This window comes from Pinisolibacter sp., from assembly GCF_036782435.1.
GTDB lineage: Bacteria > Pseudomonadota > Alphaproteobacteria > Rhizobiales > Ancalomicrobiaceae > CALBKH01.
The window spans coordinates 1-14,898 of record NZ_DAIPZB010000027.1; the positions used below are offsets into that span (position 1 = coordinate 1).

19 protein-coding genes are annotated in these 14,898 nt (G+C 65.4%); 10 read left to right on the top strand and 9 right to left on the bottom strand.

Annotation, left to right across the window (positions count from 1 at the left end):
- A partial coding sequence (locus V7Q42_RS12730) for a hypothetical protein (protein WP_333824459.1) occupies positions 1-219 on the bottom strand: 219 nt, incomplete at its 3' end.
- 234 nt (positions 220-453) lie between these two features.
- Between V7Q42_RS12730 and pgsA the strand changes: the two genes are divergently transcribed.
- From pgsA to V7Q42_RS12760, 6 genes are all read left to right on the top strand, one after another.
- Positions 454-1,026, top strand: coding sequence for a CDP-diacylglycerol--glycerol-3-phosphate 3-phosphatidyltransferase (gene pgsA, locus V7Q42_RS12735; protein WP_333824460.1), 573 nt, complete (start codon positions 454-456; stop codon positions 1,024-1,026).
- 2 nt (positions 1,027-1,028) lie between these two features.
- A complete protein-coding gene (moaD, locus tag V7Q42_RS12740; protein ID WP_333824461.1) occupies positions 1,029-1,280 on the top strand; it encodes a molybdopterin converting factor subunit 1 in 252 nt (83 codons plus the stop codon).
- Positions 1,281-1,677: 397 nt separating this feature from the next.
- Positions 1,678-2,010, top strand: a complete 333-nt coding sequence (locus V7Q42_RS12745) for a hypothetical protein (RefSeq protein ID WP_333824463.1) — start codon at positions 1,678-1,680, stop codon at positions 2,008-2,010.
- Positions 2,007-3,467: a methyl-accepting chemotaxis protein gene (locus V7Q42_RS12750; RefSeq protein ID WP_333824464.1), complete on the top strand. Its 1,461-nt coding sequence runs from the start codon at positions 2,007-2,009 to the stop codon at positions 3,465-3,467. The genes V7Q42_RS12745 and V7Q42_RS12750 overlap by 4 nt, the downstream gene beginning before the upstream one ends.
- Positions 3,468-3,610: 143 nt before the next feature.
- Positions 3,611-4,093, top strand: coding sequence for a molybdenum cofactor biosynthesis protein MoaE (locus V7Q42_RS12755; RefSeq protein ID WP_333824465.1), 483 nt, complete (start codon positions 3,611-3,613; stop codon positions 4,091-4,093).
- A gap of 20 nt (positions 4,094-4,113) precedes the next feature.
- Positions 4,114-5,040 (top strand): MBL fold metallo-hydrolase, encoded by a 927-nt coding sequence (locus V7Q42_RS12760; protein WP_333824466.1) that lies wholly within the window; start codon positions 4,114-4,116, stop codon positions 5,038-5,040.
- An 18-nt stretch (positions 5,041-5,058) separates the two neighbouring features.
- On the opposite strand, the gene V7Q42_RS12765 is transcribed toward V7Q42_RS12760, so the two are convergent.
- From V7Q42_RS12765 to V7Q42_RS12775, 3 genes are all read right to left on the bottom strand, one after another.
- Entirely contained in the window at positions 5,059-6,579 is a 1,521-nt protein-coding gene (locus V7Q42_RS12765) for a P-loop ATPase, Sll1717 family (RefSeq protein ID WP_333824467.1), read from the bottom strand.
- A 288-nt stretch (positions 6,580-6,867) separates the two neighbouring features.
- Positions 6,868-7,227 (bottom strand): hypothetical protein, encoded by a 360-nt coding sequence (locus V7Q42_RS12770; RefSeq protein WP_333824468.1) that lies wholly within the window; start codon positions 7,225-7,227, stop codon positions 6,868-6,870.
- A 62-nt stretch (positions 7,228-7,289) separates the two neighbouring features.
- Complete coding sequence (locus tag V7Q42_RS12775) at positions 7,290-8,162, bottom strand: branched-chain amino acid aminotransferase (RefSeq protein WP_333824469.1); 873 nt, start codon at positions 8,160-8,162, stop codon at positions 7,290-7,292.
- A gap of 498 nt (positions 8,163-8,660) precedes the next feature.
- Here V7Q42_RS12775 and V7Q42_RS12780 point away from each other — a divergent pair, with 498 nt between their 5' ends.
- The 3 genes from V7Q42_RS12780 to V7Q42_RS12790 all read left to right on the top strand — a co-directional run bounded on the left by V7Q42_RS12780 (position 8,661) and on the right by V7Q42_RS12790 (position 11,355).
- A complete protein-coding gene (locus V7Q42_RS12780; RefSeq protein ID WP_442958195.1) occupies positions 8,661-9,236 on the top strand; it encodes a MarR family winged helix-turn-helix transcriptional regulator in 576 nt (191 codons plus the stop codon).
- Positions 9,233-9,955: a response regulator transcription factor gene (locus tag V7Q42_RS12785; protein ID WP_333824470.1), complete on the top strand. Its 723-nt coding sequence runs from the start codon at positions 9,233-9,235 to the stop codon at positions 9,953-9,955. Before V7Q42_RS12780 ends, V7Q42_RS12785 begins: the two co-directional genes overlap by 4 nt.
- A gap of 62 nt (positions 9,956-10,017) precedes the next feature.
- Positions 10,018-11,355: an ATP-binding protein gene (locus tag V7Q42_RS12790; protein WP_333824539.1), complete on the top strand. Its 1,338-nt coding sequence runs from the start codon at positions 10,018-10,020 to the stop codon at positions 11,353-11,355.
- Between the two features lie 6 nt (positions 11,356-11,361).
- Here V7Q42_RS12790 and V7Q42_RS12795 read toward each other — a convergent pair whose 3' ends face one another.
- Genes V7Q42_RS12795 through V7Q42_RS12805 form a run of 3 tightly spaced genes read right to left on the bottom strand, consistent with a single transcriptional unit; the run spans position 11,362 to position 12,769 of the window.
- Positions 11,362-11,802 carry a hypothetical protein gene (locus V7Q42_RS12795; protein WP_333824471.1) on the bottom strand — a complete coding sequence of 147 codons (441 nt, stop codon included), beginning with the start codon at positions 11,800-11,802 and terminating at the stop codon, positions 11,362-11,364.
- The gene (locus V7Q42_RS12800) at positions 11,799-12,290 is read right to left on the bottom strand and encodes a MaoC family dehydratase (protein ID WP_333824472.1); all 492 of its coding nucleotides are present in this window, start codon (positions 12,288-12,290) and stop codon (positions 11,799-11,801) included. The genes V7Q42_RS12795 and V7Q42_RS12800 overlap by 4 nt, the downstream gene beginning before the upstream one ends.
- The gene (locus V7Q42_RS12805) at positions 12,287-12,769 is read right to left on the bottom strand and encodes a MaoC family dehydratase (protein WP_333824473.1); all 483 of its coding nucleotides are present in this window, start codon (positions 12,767-12,769) and stop codon (positions 12,287-12,289) included. Before V7Q42_RS12805 ends, V7Q42_RS12800 begins: the two co-directional genes overlap by 4 nt.
- A gap of 42 nt (positions 12,770-12,811) precedes the next feature.
- On the opposite strand from V7Q42_RS12805, the gene V7Q42_RS12810 reads away from it, so the two are divergent.
- Positions 12,812-13,102: a DUF4282 domain-containing protein gene (locus tag V7Q42_RS12810; RefSeq protein ID WP_333824474.1), complete on the top strand. Its 291-nt coding sequence runs from the start codon at positions 12,812-12,814 to the stop codon at positions 13,100-13,102.
- Positions 13,103-13,159: 57 nt separating this feature from the next.
- Here V7Q42_RS12810 and V7Q42_RS12815 read toward each other — a convergent pair whose 3' ends face one another.
- Together V7Q42_RS12815 and V7Q42_RS12820 are read right to left on the bottom strand one after the other, a co-directional pair.
- Positions 13,160-13,801 (bottom strand): TetR/AcrR family transcriptional regulator, encoded by a 642-nt coding sequence (locus V7Q42_RS12815; RefSeq protein ID WP_333824475.1) that lies wholly within the window; start codon positions 13,799-13,801, stop codon positions 13,160-13,162.
- Positions 13,802-13,921: 120 nt separating this feature from the next.
- Positions 13,922-14,854 (bottom strand): ribose-phosphate pyrophosphokinase, encoded by a 933-nt coding sequence (locus V7Q42_RS12820; RefSeq protein ID WP_333824476.1) that lies wholly within the window; start codon positions 14,852-14,854, stop codon positions 13,922-13,924.
- Between the last annotated feature and the right edge of the window lie 44 nt (positions 14,855-14,898).

Sequence of the window (14,898 nt, forward strand, 5' to 3'; positions counted from 1 at the left end):
CACATTCGGACGCCGACGGGAATCGCCGGGCGCGAATTTCAAAACGGCCTCTGAGAGGTTCTCGTGTACTTCATCGGGATCGGCGACCCGGTCGAAAACGTCGCCCGCGTCAAGATCCGTGCCCTCCAGGGAGGACACGATCTTCCCGGTCACGTCGTCATCGATCGCTGGCGGCGAAGCATGGACCTCCTGGCCGAGGTGGCGCGGATCGCCGACCAAACACTGATCTTCGACAACGGGGCTCGCGATCTCGACGCGGCCATTCGTCCGATGGCCGCCGTCGATACGAGAGGCGGAACGCTCCGCCTCGACGTGTTCCCCGGCGCCCCGACCTGGGTTTCGACCCACTTGGTGGCACCACTCACCACCGGACATATCAGGGATGGGTAGAGCTCATCCCGTTGACGCCCCCGCCCCCGCCGTGCTCTGACTGGCATGTCGACGAGGAATCCCATGTCCGCACTGAGCCTGCCCAACATCCTCACCTACGGCCGCATCCTGGCGGTTCCGGTGGTCGTCGCCTGTTTCACGCTGCCGGACATGCCGACCTTCACTTCGCGCTGGATCGCCTTCGGCTTCTATGCGGCGGCGGCCGTCACCGATTTCTTCGACGGCTACCTCGCTCGAATATGGAAACAGCAGTCGAAACTCGGGCGCATGCTCGATCCGATCGCCGACAAGCTGCTGGTGGCGTCGTGCCTTCTGGTGCTGGTCGCCGACGGCTCGATCGAGGGCGTCTCGGTGATCGCCGCGGTGATCATCCTGTGCCGCGAGATCCTGGTCTCGGGCCTGCGCGAGTTCCTCGCCGAGCTGCGCGTCTCGGTGCCGGTGACCTGGCTCGCCAAGTGGAAGACGACGGTGCAGCTCCTCGCCCTCGGCTTCTTCATCACCGGTCCCGCCGGTGTGCCGGTCTATCGCTGGACGATCGAGACCGGCTACATCCTGTTGTGGATTTCCGCCCTCCTCACCCTCTATACGGGATGGGACTATTTCCGGTCGGGCATCGGCCACGTGATGGACGAGTGAGCATGAAGATCCGCTATTTCGCCTGGGTGCGCGAGCGCATCGGCAAAGCCGAGGAGGTCGTCGACCTGCCCGCCGAGGTGGCGACCACCAGCGATCTGCTGATGTGGCTGAAGTCCCGCGGCGAAGAATACGATTGGGCGCTCGAGCGCCCCGAAGTCATCCGCGTCGCCTGCGATCAGGTCCACGCCCCGCCCGGCACCCCACTCGCCGGCGTCCAGGAAGTCGCCCTCTTCCCCCCGATGACCGGCGGGTGAGAGTGAGGAGCGGTTCCGGCCTCCGGGCCGGAACGAGAAGCTCCGGTGGACCTCTTCGAACGACGAACGCCCCGTAGCGTGAGCGCAGGGCCGGACGAGGGGCGGTTGCCGCCTTCGGCCGGAACGGGACACTCCGCGCCCCGATTCGATCCGCGAACGGTGCGCGCCATGAGTGCGAACCGTACGCCCGGATCGCATCCCGCCGATGGTCGCGCCGCATCGTTCGACGCCGGCGACCTCGCCGCCTCCCGTATCGGATCTCGAACCAAGCGGCGCGGCGGAAAGCCCTCAAAACTGGTATTTTTGACGATATCGAGGGGACGGGTCCTCCGATTTAACGCTTCGTTCAGCATCCCCGGCCAGTGATTCCGTTCAGAGACCAACGGTTCTGAATCGGATGCGCGACCTTCTGGTGACCACCGCCGTGATCCTCGCCTTCTCGCTGCCGCCACTCGCCGTGGTGCTGTGGCCGAAGGAGGATGCGGCGGTTTTCGTCGCCGCGACGCCGGATGTCGCCGCGGTCGTCGGACGCGCCGGTGGCGCCGTGCTCGCACTCTCCGATGATCGGACCTCGGCGATCACCCGCGCCGTCGACGACGCATCCGGCTTCCGGGCCCGTCTGAAGGCCGCCGGCGCCCGTGTCGTGCTCGCCGCCCCGGACGATCTCGCCTGCCTCACTTCGCCCTCCACCCCCGTCGCCTCGCTGACCAGTCGGGAACAACAACGATGAACGAACTCGGCCTCCCCGAATTGCGCGTCACCTTCGCGCGGGCATTCGCAGTGGTTCTCCCCGTCCTGGCGCTCGCGGCGGTCGCCGCCGCCCTGACGAGCGGTCACAACCTGTTGCCGACCGCGATCCTCGGTGTCGTCTTCGCCGGCGCCGGTCTCGCTGCGATCCTCGCTTTCGGCCCGACCATGATCACCCGTCAGGTGACCTCGGCCGCCCTCATGGGTCTCGTCGCGCTGCTGGTGCTCGCCACCGCCGGCACCGCGTGGCAGATCGACATGCACATGGCCTTCTTCGCCGCCCTCGCGGTGGTGGCCGGTTGGTGCTGCTGGCAGTCGATCGTCGTCGGCGCAGGTGTCGTCGCCGTGCACCATCTGGTGCTGAACTTCGCCTATCCCTATGCCGTCTTCCCCGGCGGCGCCGACTTCTCCCGCGTCGTCCTCCACGCCGTCATCCTGATCTGGCAGGCGAGCGTCCTGATGTGGCTGACCAACCGCCTCGCCTCGTCGCTCGAGGCCTCCGCCGAAGCGACCCGCACCGCCGTCGCCGCCCACGAGGAGGCGACCCTCGCCGGCGACCGCGAGCGCGCCGCCGCCGGTGATCGCGAACAGCGCCGCGTCGCCGTCGATCGTGCCATCGCCGGGTTCGAGAGCCGCATCGCCCGGGTCATCGAAGATCTCGACCGCCGCGCCGGCGAGATGGACGGCACCGCCTCGCGCCTCGTCGCCCGTTCCAGCGCCGCCGAGCAGGAGAGCCGTCAGGCCGACGGCCTGTCCCGCGATGCCGCCTCCAACGTCGAGACCGTCGCCGCCGCCGCCGAAGAGCTGTCCGCCTCGATCACCGAGATCGCCCGTCAGATCGACCAGACCACCGAGGTCGTCGCCGCCGCCAACCGCGAGGCGGAAGCCGCCGATCGCGAGGTCGGCAGCCTGTCGACCGCCGTCGACAAGATCGGCGACGTGGTCAAGCTGATCCAGGACATCGCCGAACAGACCAACCTGCTCGCCCTCAACGCCACCATCGAGGCGGCGCGCGCCGGCGAACTCGGCAAGGGCTTCGCCGTCGTCGCCGCCGAAGTGAAGGGCCTCGCCACCCAGACCGGCAAGGCGACCGAGGAGATCGCCGGCCAGATCGCCGCGGTCCAGGCCTCGACCTCCACCGCCGTCGGCGCGATCGGCAAGATCGCCGGCCGCATGCGCGAGATCGACCAGTTCACCGGTGCGGTCGGCCGCGCCATCGACCAGCAGAACGGCGCCACCCGCGACATCGCCACCAACGTCGATCTCGCCGCCTCGGGTGTCCGTCGCGTGGTCGAAACCCTCGGATCCGTGGCCCAGGCGTCGACCGACACCGTCGCGGCGTCGGGCTCGGTTTCGGCCGGCTCCACCGCGCTCGGGAGCGCCACGGCCTCGATCCGCAAGGAGATCGAAGGCTTCCTGCGCGAGGTCCGCGCCGCCTGATCGCCACCGTCGGGGATTGGAAGACGTTCTTCCGCCGCCTATGCTCGCCGCCGCGCCCTCGGGTGCGGCGGTTCCGTTTTCGGGTCCGCGACACGAAACGAGCGATCCTCTATCGACGGGGATCCCGCCCGGAGACCTGCCGCATGAGCGACGGCGCACGCCCCTCGCCCCCCCTCACCGTCCGCGTCCAGCGCGAGCCCTTCGACGTCGCCGCCGAGACCGAACGGCTGACCGCCGGCCGCACCGACGTCGGCGCCGTCGTCACCTTCACCGGGCTCTGCCGGTCGGAGGGCGGCGAACTCGCCGCGCTGGAGCTCGAGCACTATCCCGGCATGGCCGAGGCCGAGATCTCCCGCACCGCCGAGGCCGCTCTCGCCCGTTGGCCGCTGCTCGGCGTCACCGCCATCCACCGCCACGGCCGCATCGAGCCGGGTGAACCGATCGTCCTGGTGATCACCACCTCGTCGCATCGCGTCGCCGCTTTCGAGGCGGCCGAATACCTGATGGACTTCCTCAAGACCCGCGCCCCCTTCTGGAAGAAGGAGGAGAAGATCGACGGCACCACCGGCGGCTGGGTCGACGCCCGCGATCACGACGACGCGGCGGCGGCGCGCTGGCAGAAGTGAGCGCCCGGAGACCTCGCGGCATGGCCATATCGCCCGCACTCCGCGCCGTCGCCTGCGGCGCCGTCGCCCTCCTCGCCTCGGCCGGCGCCGCCGCGGCGCTCGACACCGTGGCGGTGAGCGACGGCGTCTGGGCCCTGGTCGGCGACACCGGCCAGCGCTCGCCGGAGAACCTCGGCAACAACGCCACCTTCGGGGTGATCGTCACGCCGGAGGGTGTCGTCCTGATCGACCCCGGCGGCAGCCGGGAGGGTGCGGCCGCCCTCGACGCGGCGATCGGCCGGATCACCGAAAAGCCGGTGAAGATCGTCGTCGACACCGGCGGCCAGGACCACCGTTGGCTCGGCAACGGCTATTGGAAGGCCAAGGGCGCGCGGATCGTCGCCTCCACCGCCGCCGTCGCCGACCAGCACGCCCGCGGCGGCATGCAGATCGACGCCCTGAGAGACTTCCTCGGCGACCACCTCGCCGGCACCGAACCGGTCTTCGCCGACACCACCTTCGGGACCGAGACCACGCTGCGGCTCGGCGGCGTCGATCTCGTGCTCGGCGCGGTCGCACCGGCGCACACCCCCGGCGACCTCTTCGTCTGGCTTCCCGACCGCAAGGTGGTCTTCGCCGGCGACATCGTCTTCGTCGACCGCCTGCTCGGCGTCGGCCCGCAATCGAACTCCGCCGGTTGGGTCTCCGCCTTCGAGGCGATGGCGGCGCTCGCGCCCCTCCATGTCGTGCCGGGCCACGGCCGACCGACGACGCTGGCCGGCGCGAAGGCGGCGACGCTCGACTACCTCGTCGCCCTGCGCGGGCGCATCCGCGCCCTCCTCGACCGCGGCGGCGGCCTCGCCGAGGCACCGAAGGTCGATCAATCGGCCTTCGCCGGCTTGGCGCAGTTCGACGCCCTCGCCGCCCGCAACGCCTCGCAGGTCTACACCGAGATGGAAATGGAATGACCGTGCGTCAGCAGAAGATCAACCCAGCGCCTTAGCAATTGCCAAATGGATCTTCACGCACCCTTCTTTTGTTGGCGTCCTATTCCCCCTATGATATTGTTGATATATAATATTTCCATTACTGTCTTCATATTCAAAGTAGTACAATCCGATCTTATAAAGCCAATCCATCAGCTGAATATGCGTAATGCTTGGATTTTTCTTTGAAACTATCTTTGATATAGAATTAAATTTTTTAGAAAATTCTTCATAATTTAATTTTAATGAGCCGTCGAATTGCCTCGGAACAATTGACTTTACAATTTTTTCAAATTCAAGCATAGAATTACTCGGAATAAATGCACTAATTGCCGAGCGCACTTCATCCCATGCCTTCATGCTATACTGTCTTATTACGGCTCCATACTCTCGCGAGCTGAGCGTTATTTGATTTGGATACATTGCCTTGCAATGCTTAAAATACCTTACGATATCTCTTGGTTTACACCATGTATACTTCAGAAATTCTACCGCATCAACACCGTTTAAATAGGCTGAAAATAGTTGATCTTTTGTAATTATATTTCCAGACGTATCTTGGAAGCGTAGCCTAGCAAGTTCGAAAATCGGATGCTTGCTATCTACAGGATAGGTCTCCCAATTTATCTGTTCGCCGTATGACTCCACCGTTTGAACAATATCAGCGTAGCCAATTTCTGGTTGCTCAAGAAATTCACTGCGAACGCCAATATACATTGTAATATCAACCCCCTCTCTGATAAATCTCTCATTCAGATTCAGACAAGAGACAATTGTATCCCTGACCAGCGCAGCATCAGACGATACATGATCAGAATCTCTATAAGAAAAATGCAGCTCATCTATAAATATTCTAATTTTCACAGGATCTGCCTTGCACTTTCTAACTATTTCCGCAAGCAACTGGTCGTTACTCTTCTTCACATACAGCGCCGGATCAAAAGTAACACGCCCTTTCGACAGCTTCTTAATATCTACACCAGCCGAATTTACAATACTTGCAATCGAATCATAAGCTGCCCGAATTGAATCCGCCGCATTGCCACTTAGTATTTTAGACACTAGACTCTTATTTTCATCATCAGAAACATCAGCCTCGGATATTGCCCCCTTTACTGCAGATATTATAACAGACAGCAAAATTCTCTTGATTGTATGTAGGTAATATTTTGTTGTAAAAATCTTTTCTTCATCTATAAGTGGATTCGCAATACCAAAATCGTTTACGGAGAAAAGCTCCGCCTCGCGCAGAATGGTGTTCTTGAAAATTATGAACTCCGTAGCATACCCCTGCTTTATAGACCTATTTTCAAGATAACGTAGTACAGCTGTTTTTCCGGTTCCTTTTTGTCCAATAATTATAAACTTAGTCCCACTCTCAAACTGCTCAAAATTTGGCAGATCTAAATTAAAATACGATCTAATAAATACTGGATCTTGCTTACTCTTAAGAGCTTGCATATATTCGGCGTTGGCATCGGGTTCGCCAATGTCTATCTGGCCGTATGGCAGAAGTCCCATCGGACACCTCATCTGGCGCGTCGATTGAATGCGATTCGCAAAGCTAATCTAGGATAGCAAAGCACCCTGTTCCCGTGAAGGCCCCAAACAAACTCAACGAATGAGCGCAGGATTAATTGTTTTAACTCCTCAAAATAGCATCGCTCCCTGCAGCGTATAAGAAATATATATGTAATAAAAATTATAATACTTCTTATTAATTCAGTATATAAATAATGACTTAAGTAATTACTGAATATAGACGAACGAAAAGATCTGATTTTCATTCGCCGGCGTCGCCGACGCGGCTCACCGCGGCGTCAGCTTCTCCGCACCGATCGAGGTGCCGCCGGAATAGGTCCACACCCCGAGCCAGCCGTCGCCGTCCTTGCCGTAGACGGCGACGCCGGTGGAGTTGCCCGAGCGATAGGAGACGGCGAAGAAGTCGTCGTTGCCGACGGCGGTGCCGACGAACTTCTGTTTGCCGATCAGCCAGACGACCCGATAGGTCTCGCCGGTCGCCTCGATCGACGCCGTGCCGCGATAGCTGTTGCCGTCCGGCCCCTTGCCCTCGACGGAGTAGTCGCCGACCGGATCGGCGAGCGCCGCCGATGCGAGGAACGCCACGGCCGCGAGCGAACCGAGAATGGTCGAACCGATGAACTTCATGTCGCCCCCTCCGCCAAGAATGTGCGCCGGGGCGAGCGATCACCGGTTCGGCGATCCGATCCTCACTTCGGCTGCACGGCCTTCATGTAGTCCTCGAGCAGAGTGAGCGAAATCGTGCCCGGCGTGAAGCGCCAATCGGCGATTTCGGAGACCGGGGTGACTTCCGCCGCGGTGCCGGTGAGGAAGCATTCGGTGAAGTGATGCAGTTCCTCCGGGCGGATGCGCCGCTCGATCACTTCGTAGCCGCGCTTCTTGGCCAGCTCGATCACCGTCTGCCGGGTGATGCCCGAGAGGAAGCGATCGGCCAGCGGCGTGACGATCTTGCCCTCGTGGACGAAGAACACGTTGGCGCCGGTGGCCTCGGCGACGTAGCCCTCCCAGTCGAGCATCATCGCGTCGGCGTAGCCCTTCTTCTCCGCCGCGTGCTTGGAGATGGTGCAGATCATGTAGAGGCCGGCAGCCTTCGACTTCGACGGCGCGGTGCGCGGATCGGGGCGGCGATACTCGGCGAGGTCGAGGCGGATGCCCTTCATCCGCTCTTCCGGCTTGAAGTAGCTCGGCCACTCCCAGGCGGCGATGGCGACGTGAATGGTGTTCTGCTGCGCCGAGACGCCCATCATCTCCGAGCCGCGCCAGGCGACGGGACGCACGTAGGCGTCGACGAAGTTCATCTTCTTCAGCAGTTCCTCGCAGGCCGCGTCGAGCTCATCGACCGTCCACGGGATGTCGAAGCCGAGGATGCGGGCGCTCTCGTGCAGCCGCTCGTGATGGCGGCGCTGCTCGAAGACGACGCCGCCGTAGGCGCGCTGGCCCTCGAACACGCAGGAGCCGTAGTGCAGGCCGTGGGTCAGCACGTGCACCTTGGCGTCGCGCCAGTCGACGAATTCGCCGTCGAACCAGATCACGCCGTCGCGGTCGTCGAAGGTCAGGGCCATGGGGTCGCTCCACTCGTTCGCTGATCGTCACGTCGGGGATCTCGTCGCGCGGTCCCCGTTTCGCTTCCGTCTTCCCCGAAACCGGCGCCGGACGCAAGCGGGGAAGCGTCGGACCTTCCGGACCGATCCCCTTCGCGTCGCAAGAGCCCGAGCGGCGCCGTTCCTCCCGGATCTTTGTCCCACCGACTCCCTCTCCCCCTGCGGGAGAAGATGGCCGAAGGCAGGATGAGGGGTCAGGACCTCTCCATGAAGACCTGTGCCGGTGGTTCTCGCTCGACGGCCGCTTCGCGGCACCCCCTCATCCGCCCCTTCGGGGCGCCTTCTCCCGCGAGGGGAGAAGGGGAGACCGAGGCACTCCCGAAATGACGCGCGACGTGAAGTGGTGTTCAACCCCCCGCATCGCGGATCCTTTTTGCGTTGCGGCGTGTCCCTCGGTATTCTCGCGCCACTCGACGCGTCGGAGAGCCGACGGAAAGGACGAGGGACCCGCGAGCCGTCATGGCCGACCCGACCGTACGCGACAGATCCGCGATCACCGCCCGACGCACCCCGACGACACCCGCCGCGCCCGCCGCCGGTCCGGCGGCGCCGGAGACGCCGCAGGCCGCCTTTCTCGAGATGCTCGAGCTGTTCTTCTTCGCCTATCGCGACTTCGTCTCCGATCCCGACGTGATCCTGGCGAAATACGGCTTCGGCCGCGCCCATCACCGGGTGCTGCACTTCGTCGACCGCAATCCCGGCCTGTCGGTCGCCGAACTGCTCGACATCCTCAAGATCACCAAGCAGAGCCTCGCCCGCGTCCTCAAGGACCTGGTCGAGAGCGGCCACATCGAGAGCCGGCCCGGCTCGGTCGATCGCCGCCAGCGCCTGCTCTACGCCACCCCCACCGGCCGGGCCCTCGCCCGCTCCTTGGCGCTGCCGCAGATCGGTCGCATCGCCGCCGCCTTCCAGGCGCTCGGTCCCGACGGCGCCCGCCGCGCCCGCGACTTCCTGCGCCTGATGATCGACGCCGACGAGCGGCCGCGCGTCTCCCGCTACACCAATCGACCCGAAACGAGAGGAGGCGACGCGTGACCGACATCCCCACCCCCGTCCCCTCCGACGAGGCGCCGCATCTCCTCGTCGTCGACGACGACAACCGCATCCGCACCCTGATCTCCCGCTTCCTCGCCGAGAACGGCTTCCGTGTCACCATCGCGGCGTCCGCGGCGGAGGCGCGCAAGAAACTCGCCATCATCGATTTCGATCTCCTGGTGCTCGACGTCATGATGCCGGGCGAGAGCGGCATGGACTTCGCCGCCGACCTGCGCCGCACTTCGGCGGTGCCGATCCTCATGCTCACCGCCCGCTCCGAGACCGAGAGCCGCATCCGCGGCCTCGAGATCGGCGCCGACGACTACCTCTCCAAGCCCTTCGACCCGCGCGAACTGCTGCTGCGCATCGCCAACATCCTGAAGCGCGGCGGCCCGGCGCAACCCAAGGCCAAGACCGCCGAGATCCGCTTCGGCCCCTACGTCTGGCACGTCGATCGCGACGAACTCCGCCGCGACGACGAGGTCGTGCGCCTCACCGACAGCGAACTGCGCCTCATGCGCATGTTCGCCGAACGGCCGGGCGAGACCATCCCCCGCCACGAGATCGTCCAGGGCGAGAGCGCGCTCGGCGACCGCACCGCCGATGTCCAGATCAACCGGCTGCGCCGCAAGATCGAGACCGATCCCGCCAATCCCCTTCATCTGGTCACCGTGCGCGGCCAGGGCTACCGGTTGAAGACCGATCAGGCGGTGGGATGAGCGACCCCGGCGAGCGCCCCACGCCCCCTCAACGCGCCTTGCGCGACACGCCGATCATCCGCGTGCGTCTCGCCTGGCGCCGCTTCGCCCGCGCCATCGCCGAGCGCATGCCCAAGGGCCTCTACGGCCGCTCGCTGCTGATCGTCGTCCTGCCGATGCTGATCCTGCAGTCGGTGGTCGCCTACGTCTTCATGGAGCGCCACTGGGACCTCGTCACTCGCCGTCTGTCGGAGGCGCTGACCCGCGACATCGCCACGATCATCGCCGTGGTCGAGACCTATCCGCAGGACCCCGACTGGGACATCGTCACGCGCATCGCCCGGCGCGATCTCGGCATCCAGGTGTCGCTCCTGAAGGGCGAAGAACTGCCGCCGCCCGGGCCGAAACCGTTCTTCTCGCTGCTCGACACCGCGCTTTCCGACGAGATCGTCGCCCGCATCCATCGTCCCTTCTGGATCGACACCGTCGGCAATTCCGATCTCGTCGAGATCCGCATCGACATGGGGCAGGACGTGCTGCGCGTCATGGCCCGCCGCTCGCAGGCCTACGCCTCGAACTCGCACATCTTCCTCGTCTGGATGGTGACCACCTCGCTGGTGCTGCTGACCATCGCCATCCTCTTCCTGCGCAATCAGATCCGCCCGATCCAGCGGCTCGCCGACGCCGCCGAGGGCTTCGGCAAGGGTCACGCCGTCGGCGACTTCAAGCCGACCGGCGCCCGCGAGGTCCGCCGCGCCGGCGAGGCCTTCGCCGTCATGCGCCGCCGTATCGAGCGCCAGATCGACCAGCGCACCACCATGCTCGCCGGCGTCAGCCACGACCTCAGGACCGTGCTCACCCGCTTCCGCCTGCAGCTGGCGCTGCTGCCGCCGGGCGCCGAGATCGAGGCGCTCGAGGCCGACGTCGACGAGATGCAGGCGATGCTCGAGGCCTATCTCGCCTTCGCCCGCGGCGAGGGCGACGAGGAGGCGGTGGCGACCGACGTCGCCGAGACGCTGCGCTCGATCCAGGCCGAGGCCGACCGCGCCGGCTTCGAGGTGGCGCTGACCTTCGAGGGAGATTCCGTACTGACGGTGCGCCCCAACGCCTTCAAGCGCATGGTCGGCAATCTCGTCGGCAACGCCTGCCGCCACGGCGAACACGTGATGCTCTCCGGCCGCCACGCCGAGGGCTATCTCTTCGTCACCGTCGACGACGACGGCCCCGGCGTGCCGGAAGACGAACGCGACAACGTCTTTCGCCCGTTCTATCGCCTCGACGAGGCGCGCAACCAGGACGAGGGCGGCACCGGTCTGGGATTGGCCATCGCCCGCGACATCGCCCGCGGCCACGGCGGCGACATCACCCTCGACACCGCGCCCGCGGGCGGCCTCAGAGCGGTGGTGCGGATTCCGGGGTGATCGGCGTCAACGGCGTCGGCGTTCGGCGATGCGGCCGAGGGCGAAACCGCCGGCGACGATCTCGAGCCCGCCGATGGTGAGCCGCATACGGTGGACGATGGCTCCGTCGTCGCGGCGATCGATCTCGTCACGAAGGATCTCCACCCCGGGGCCGGTCAGGTCGACGAGATCGAAACCCTCGCATCTCGCCGCGACGGGACCGCGGTAGACGAGATCGACGTCGCGATAGCCGATGCCGAGATGGCCGGTGGTCACCCGCAGGACGAGGTCGCGGCGGGTGCGCGTGAGCCGGCGGACGATGCCGTCGTGGAGGCCGATCTCGGTGGCGAGGCGAAGCGGATCGCTCGGCTCGCCGAAGGTCGCGCCGAGATGGGCGAGGAGGCGCGCCGGAGCATCCTCGTCGCGGCCGCGTTCCCAAGCCGGCGTCAGGAACCGCATCCGGATCATGCCGGCGTTTCCGCCACCGGCCGGGTCGGCATGAACACGTGGCCGTTGAAGTGGAACACCCGGGTCCCCGCCTCGTCGAAACCTTCGTTGAGCGAGTTCACCACGCCCCACCCGGGACGGCTGGCGAAGGCCCGCGTCGACATGAAGGTGGTGCGATAGCGGATCGTCCGACCGGCGAGCACCGGCTTCGACCAGCGCATGGCGTCGAAGCCCGGCGACGGCCCGGCCACCGGCAGGTCTTCACCGCGCGCCTTCGCCTCGGCCATGACGCGGTTCTGATGGTCGATCCACAGCCGCATCCAGGCGCAGGCGACGTGCCACCCCGAGGCGGCGAGCCCGCCGAACAGCGAGGCCTTGCCGGCCTCCTCGTCGAGATGGAACGGCTGCGGGTCGAAATCGCGGGCGAAGTCGACGATCTCCTCGGCCGTGAAGGTCCAGGTGCCGAGCTCGATGATCTCGCCGGGGGTGAAGGCATCGAGATATCTCATGCCGCCTCTCGCCGTCCGATCATCAGGGTCGATTCCATCGTCATCACCAATTCGTCACGCTGATTGGTCACCTCGAAATGCCCCCGCACGAAGCCGAGCCTTGCGCGGCTCGCCGAGGTGCGCAATTCGGCGACGGTGAGCGCCGCGGTGATCGTGTCGCCGGGATGGACCGGCTTCTTCCACTTCAGGCTCTCGATGCCGGGAGACCCCAGCGACGCCGAGCCGAGGAGCAGGTTGTCGCAGAACAGCCGCATCACCAGCGAGCCGGTGTGCCACCCGGACGCCGACAGCCCGTGCAGCAGCGAGGCGTCGCCCGCCCCGTCCTCGAGATGCATCGGCTGCGGGTCCCATTTCGCCGCGAAAGCGACGATCTCCTCGCGCGTCACGGTGCGCGAGCCGAGGACGATGCTCTGCCCGACGTGAAAATCCTCGAACCACCGCGGGGTCGGGCCGCGGGGCGGTGTCTCGATATCGGTCATGGTAGGCTCGGCGTCTCCAGCGTTCCGACGGGATTCGACCCCATGTTCGATCAACTCCTCGCCCTCGACGCCTTCCTCGCCCCGAGGCTCATCCGCCCCTTCTATCTGATCGGCGCGGCGCTGGCTCTGCTCTGGGGGCTGAGCGGCTTTCTCGTCGGATTGGTGCTGCTCGTCCAGATCCCCTGGGCCGGGGTCTTCACCATCACCTTCTCGTTGCTCTCGGCACTGCTGCTCTTCCTCGGCGTCCGTCTCTTCGCCGAGGGGCTGGTGGCGACGCTGCGCATGCACACCCGCTTCGTCGGCGGCAACCCGCGCGATCCGATCCCGGAGTGAAAGAAGAAATTCGGCTTTCGGGTCCCCTTCCCCGTTCGCGAGGCGCGGCGCGGTTTCTCAGATCCCCGAACCCTCCGCCTCCTCGGTCGAGGCGCCGCGACGCCGGGTGAAGCGGCAGGCGAGACCACTCAGGCGCTCGGCCCGCGCCTGCCAGTCGCCGAGCCGATCCAGGGTCTCGTCGAGCGCCGCCATGGTCTTCGGCAGCCCCTCCTCCTCGTCGGCGAGGAAGACCGGCACGAGCCGGACGAGCGCGGCGGCGAGCGCCGGGGCGCGCAGCCGGCCGAGAAGCCCGGCGGTGGAGATGCCGGCGCTCTCCAGGAGCCACGACTGCGAGCCGCAGGACAGCCGCGCCAGATGGCAAGCCAGCACCGGATCGCGCCGCGCCGAACGCTCGAGCCCGGCGATGCCCGCGCGATAGGGAACCAGGAGGTCGAACCGCCGCATCAGCGCGTCGAACAACCGTTCGCGCCGCGGCTCTTCGGCGAGCGACGGGTCATCGGTCTCCAGCACCCCGACATCGATGCGGCGGCAGAAACTCGCGAGGATCGCGAAGGGGCCGTCGTAGGCCTTGCGCAAGGTCGCCAGATCGAAGCCGGCGCGCTCGGCGATTTCGGCGAGGCGGATGTCGAGAAACGGCTTCTCGGCGGCGATCGCCAGAAGGGCATCCTCGATCTTCTGCTCGACCTTCTTCGTCGCCATGACGGCCTCCGTGGATCGCGCCGCCACCATATTCCCGACGCGCGCGAGATTCCAGCCGGGGTCCCGCGACGAAAAAGGCCGCACGAAGCGGCCTTTCTCACGCGATCCGAGGAAATCGGCTCAATCGAACAGGCTCGACACCGACTTCTCCTGCGCCGTGCGGGCGATGGCTTCGCCGAGCAGCGGCGCGACGGAGAGGACGCGGATGTTCGAAGCGGCCTTGATCGCCTCGGTCGGCTGGATCGAATCGGTGATCACCAGTTCCTTCAGCGCCGAGGCGGAGATGCGGGTCACCGCGCCGCCGGACAGTACGCCGTGGGTGCAGTAGGCCGAGACGTCCTTGGCGCCGCGGGCGAGCAGCGCTTCCGCCGCGTTGCACAGCGTGCCGCCGGAATCGATGATGTCGTCGACCAGGATGCAGGAGCGGCCCGAGACGTCGCCGATGACGTTCATCACCTCCGATTCGCCCGGCCGTTCGCGCCGCTTGTCGACGATGGCGAGCGACGCGTCGATGCGCTTGGCCAGCGCCCGGGCGCGCACCACGCCGCCGACGTCGGGCGACACCACCATGACGGTGCCCGGCGCGTAGCGCTCCTTGATGTCGCGCATCATCACCGGGGCGGCGTAGAGGTTGTCGGTCGGGATGTCGAAGAAGCCCTGGATCTGACCGGCGTGGAGATCGATGGTCAGCACCCGGTCGGCGCCGGCGCGGGTGATCAGATTGGCGACGAGCTTGGCCGAGATCGGCGTCCGCGGGCCGGGCTTACGGTCCTGACGGGCATAGCCGAAATAGGGCAGCACCGCGGTGATGCGCTTGGCCGACGACCGACGCAGCGCGTCGATCATGATCAGGAGCTCCATCAGGTGGTCGTTGGCCGGATAGGAGGTCGACTGCAGGACGAAGGTGTCCTCGCCGCGCACGTTCTCCTGGATCTCGACGAAGATCTCCTGGTCGGCGAAGCGACGCACCAGGCAGCTCGACAGCGGGATCTCGAGATACTTGGTGATGGCGTCGGCCAGGGCCCGGTTGGAATTGCCGCAGACGAGCTTCATCGTGAGCCTCTCGAAGAGGGACCGGCTCCGGGCGTCGGCCGGAG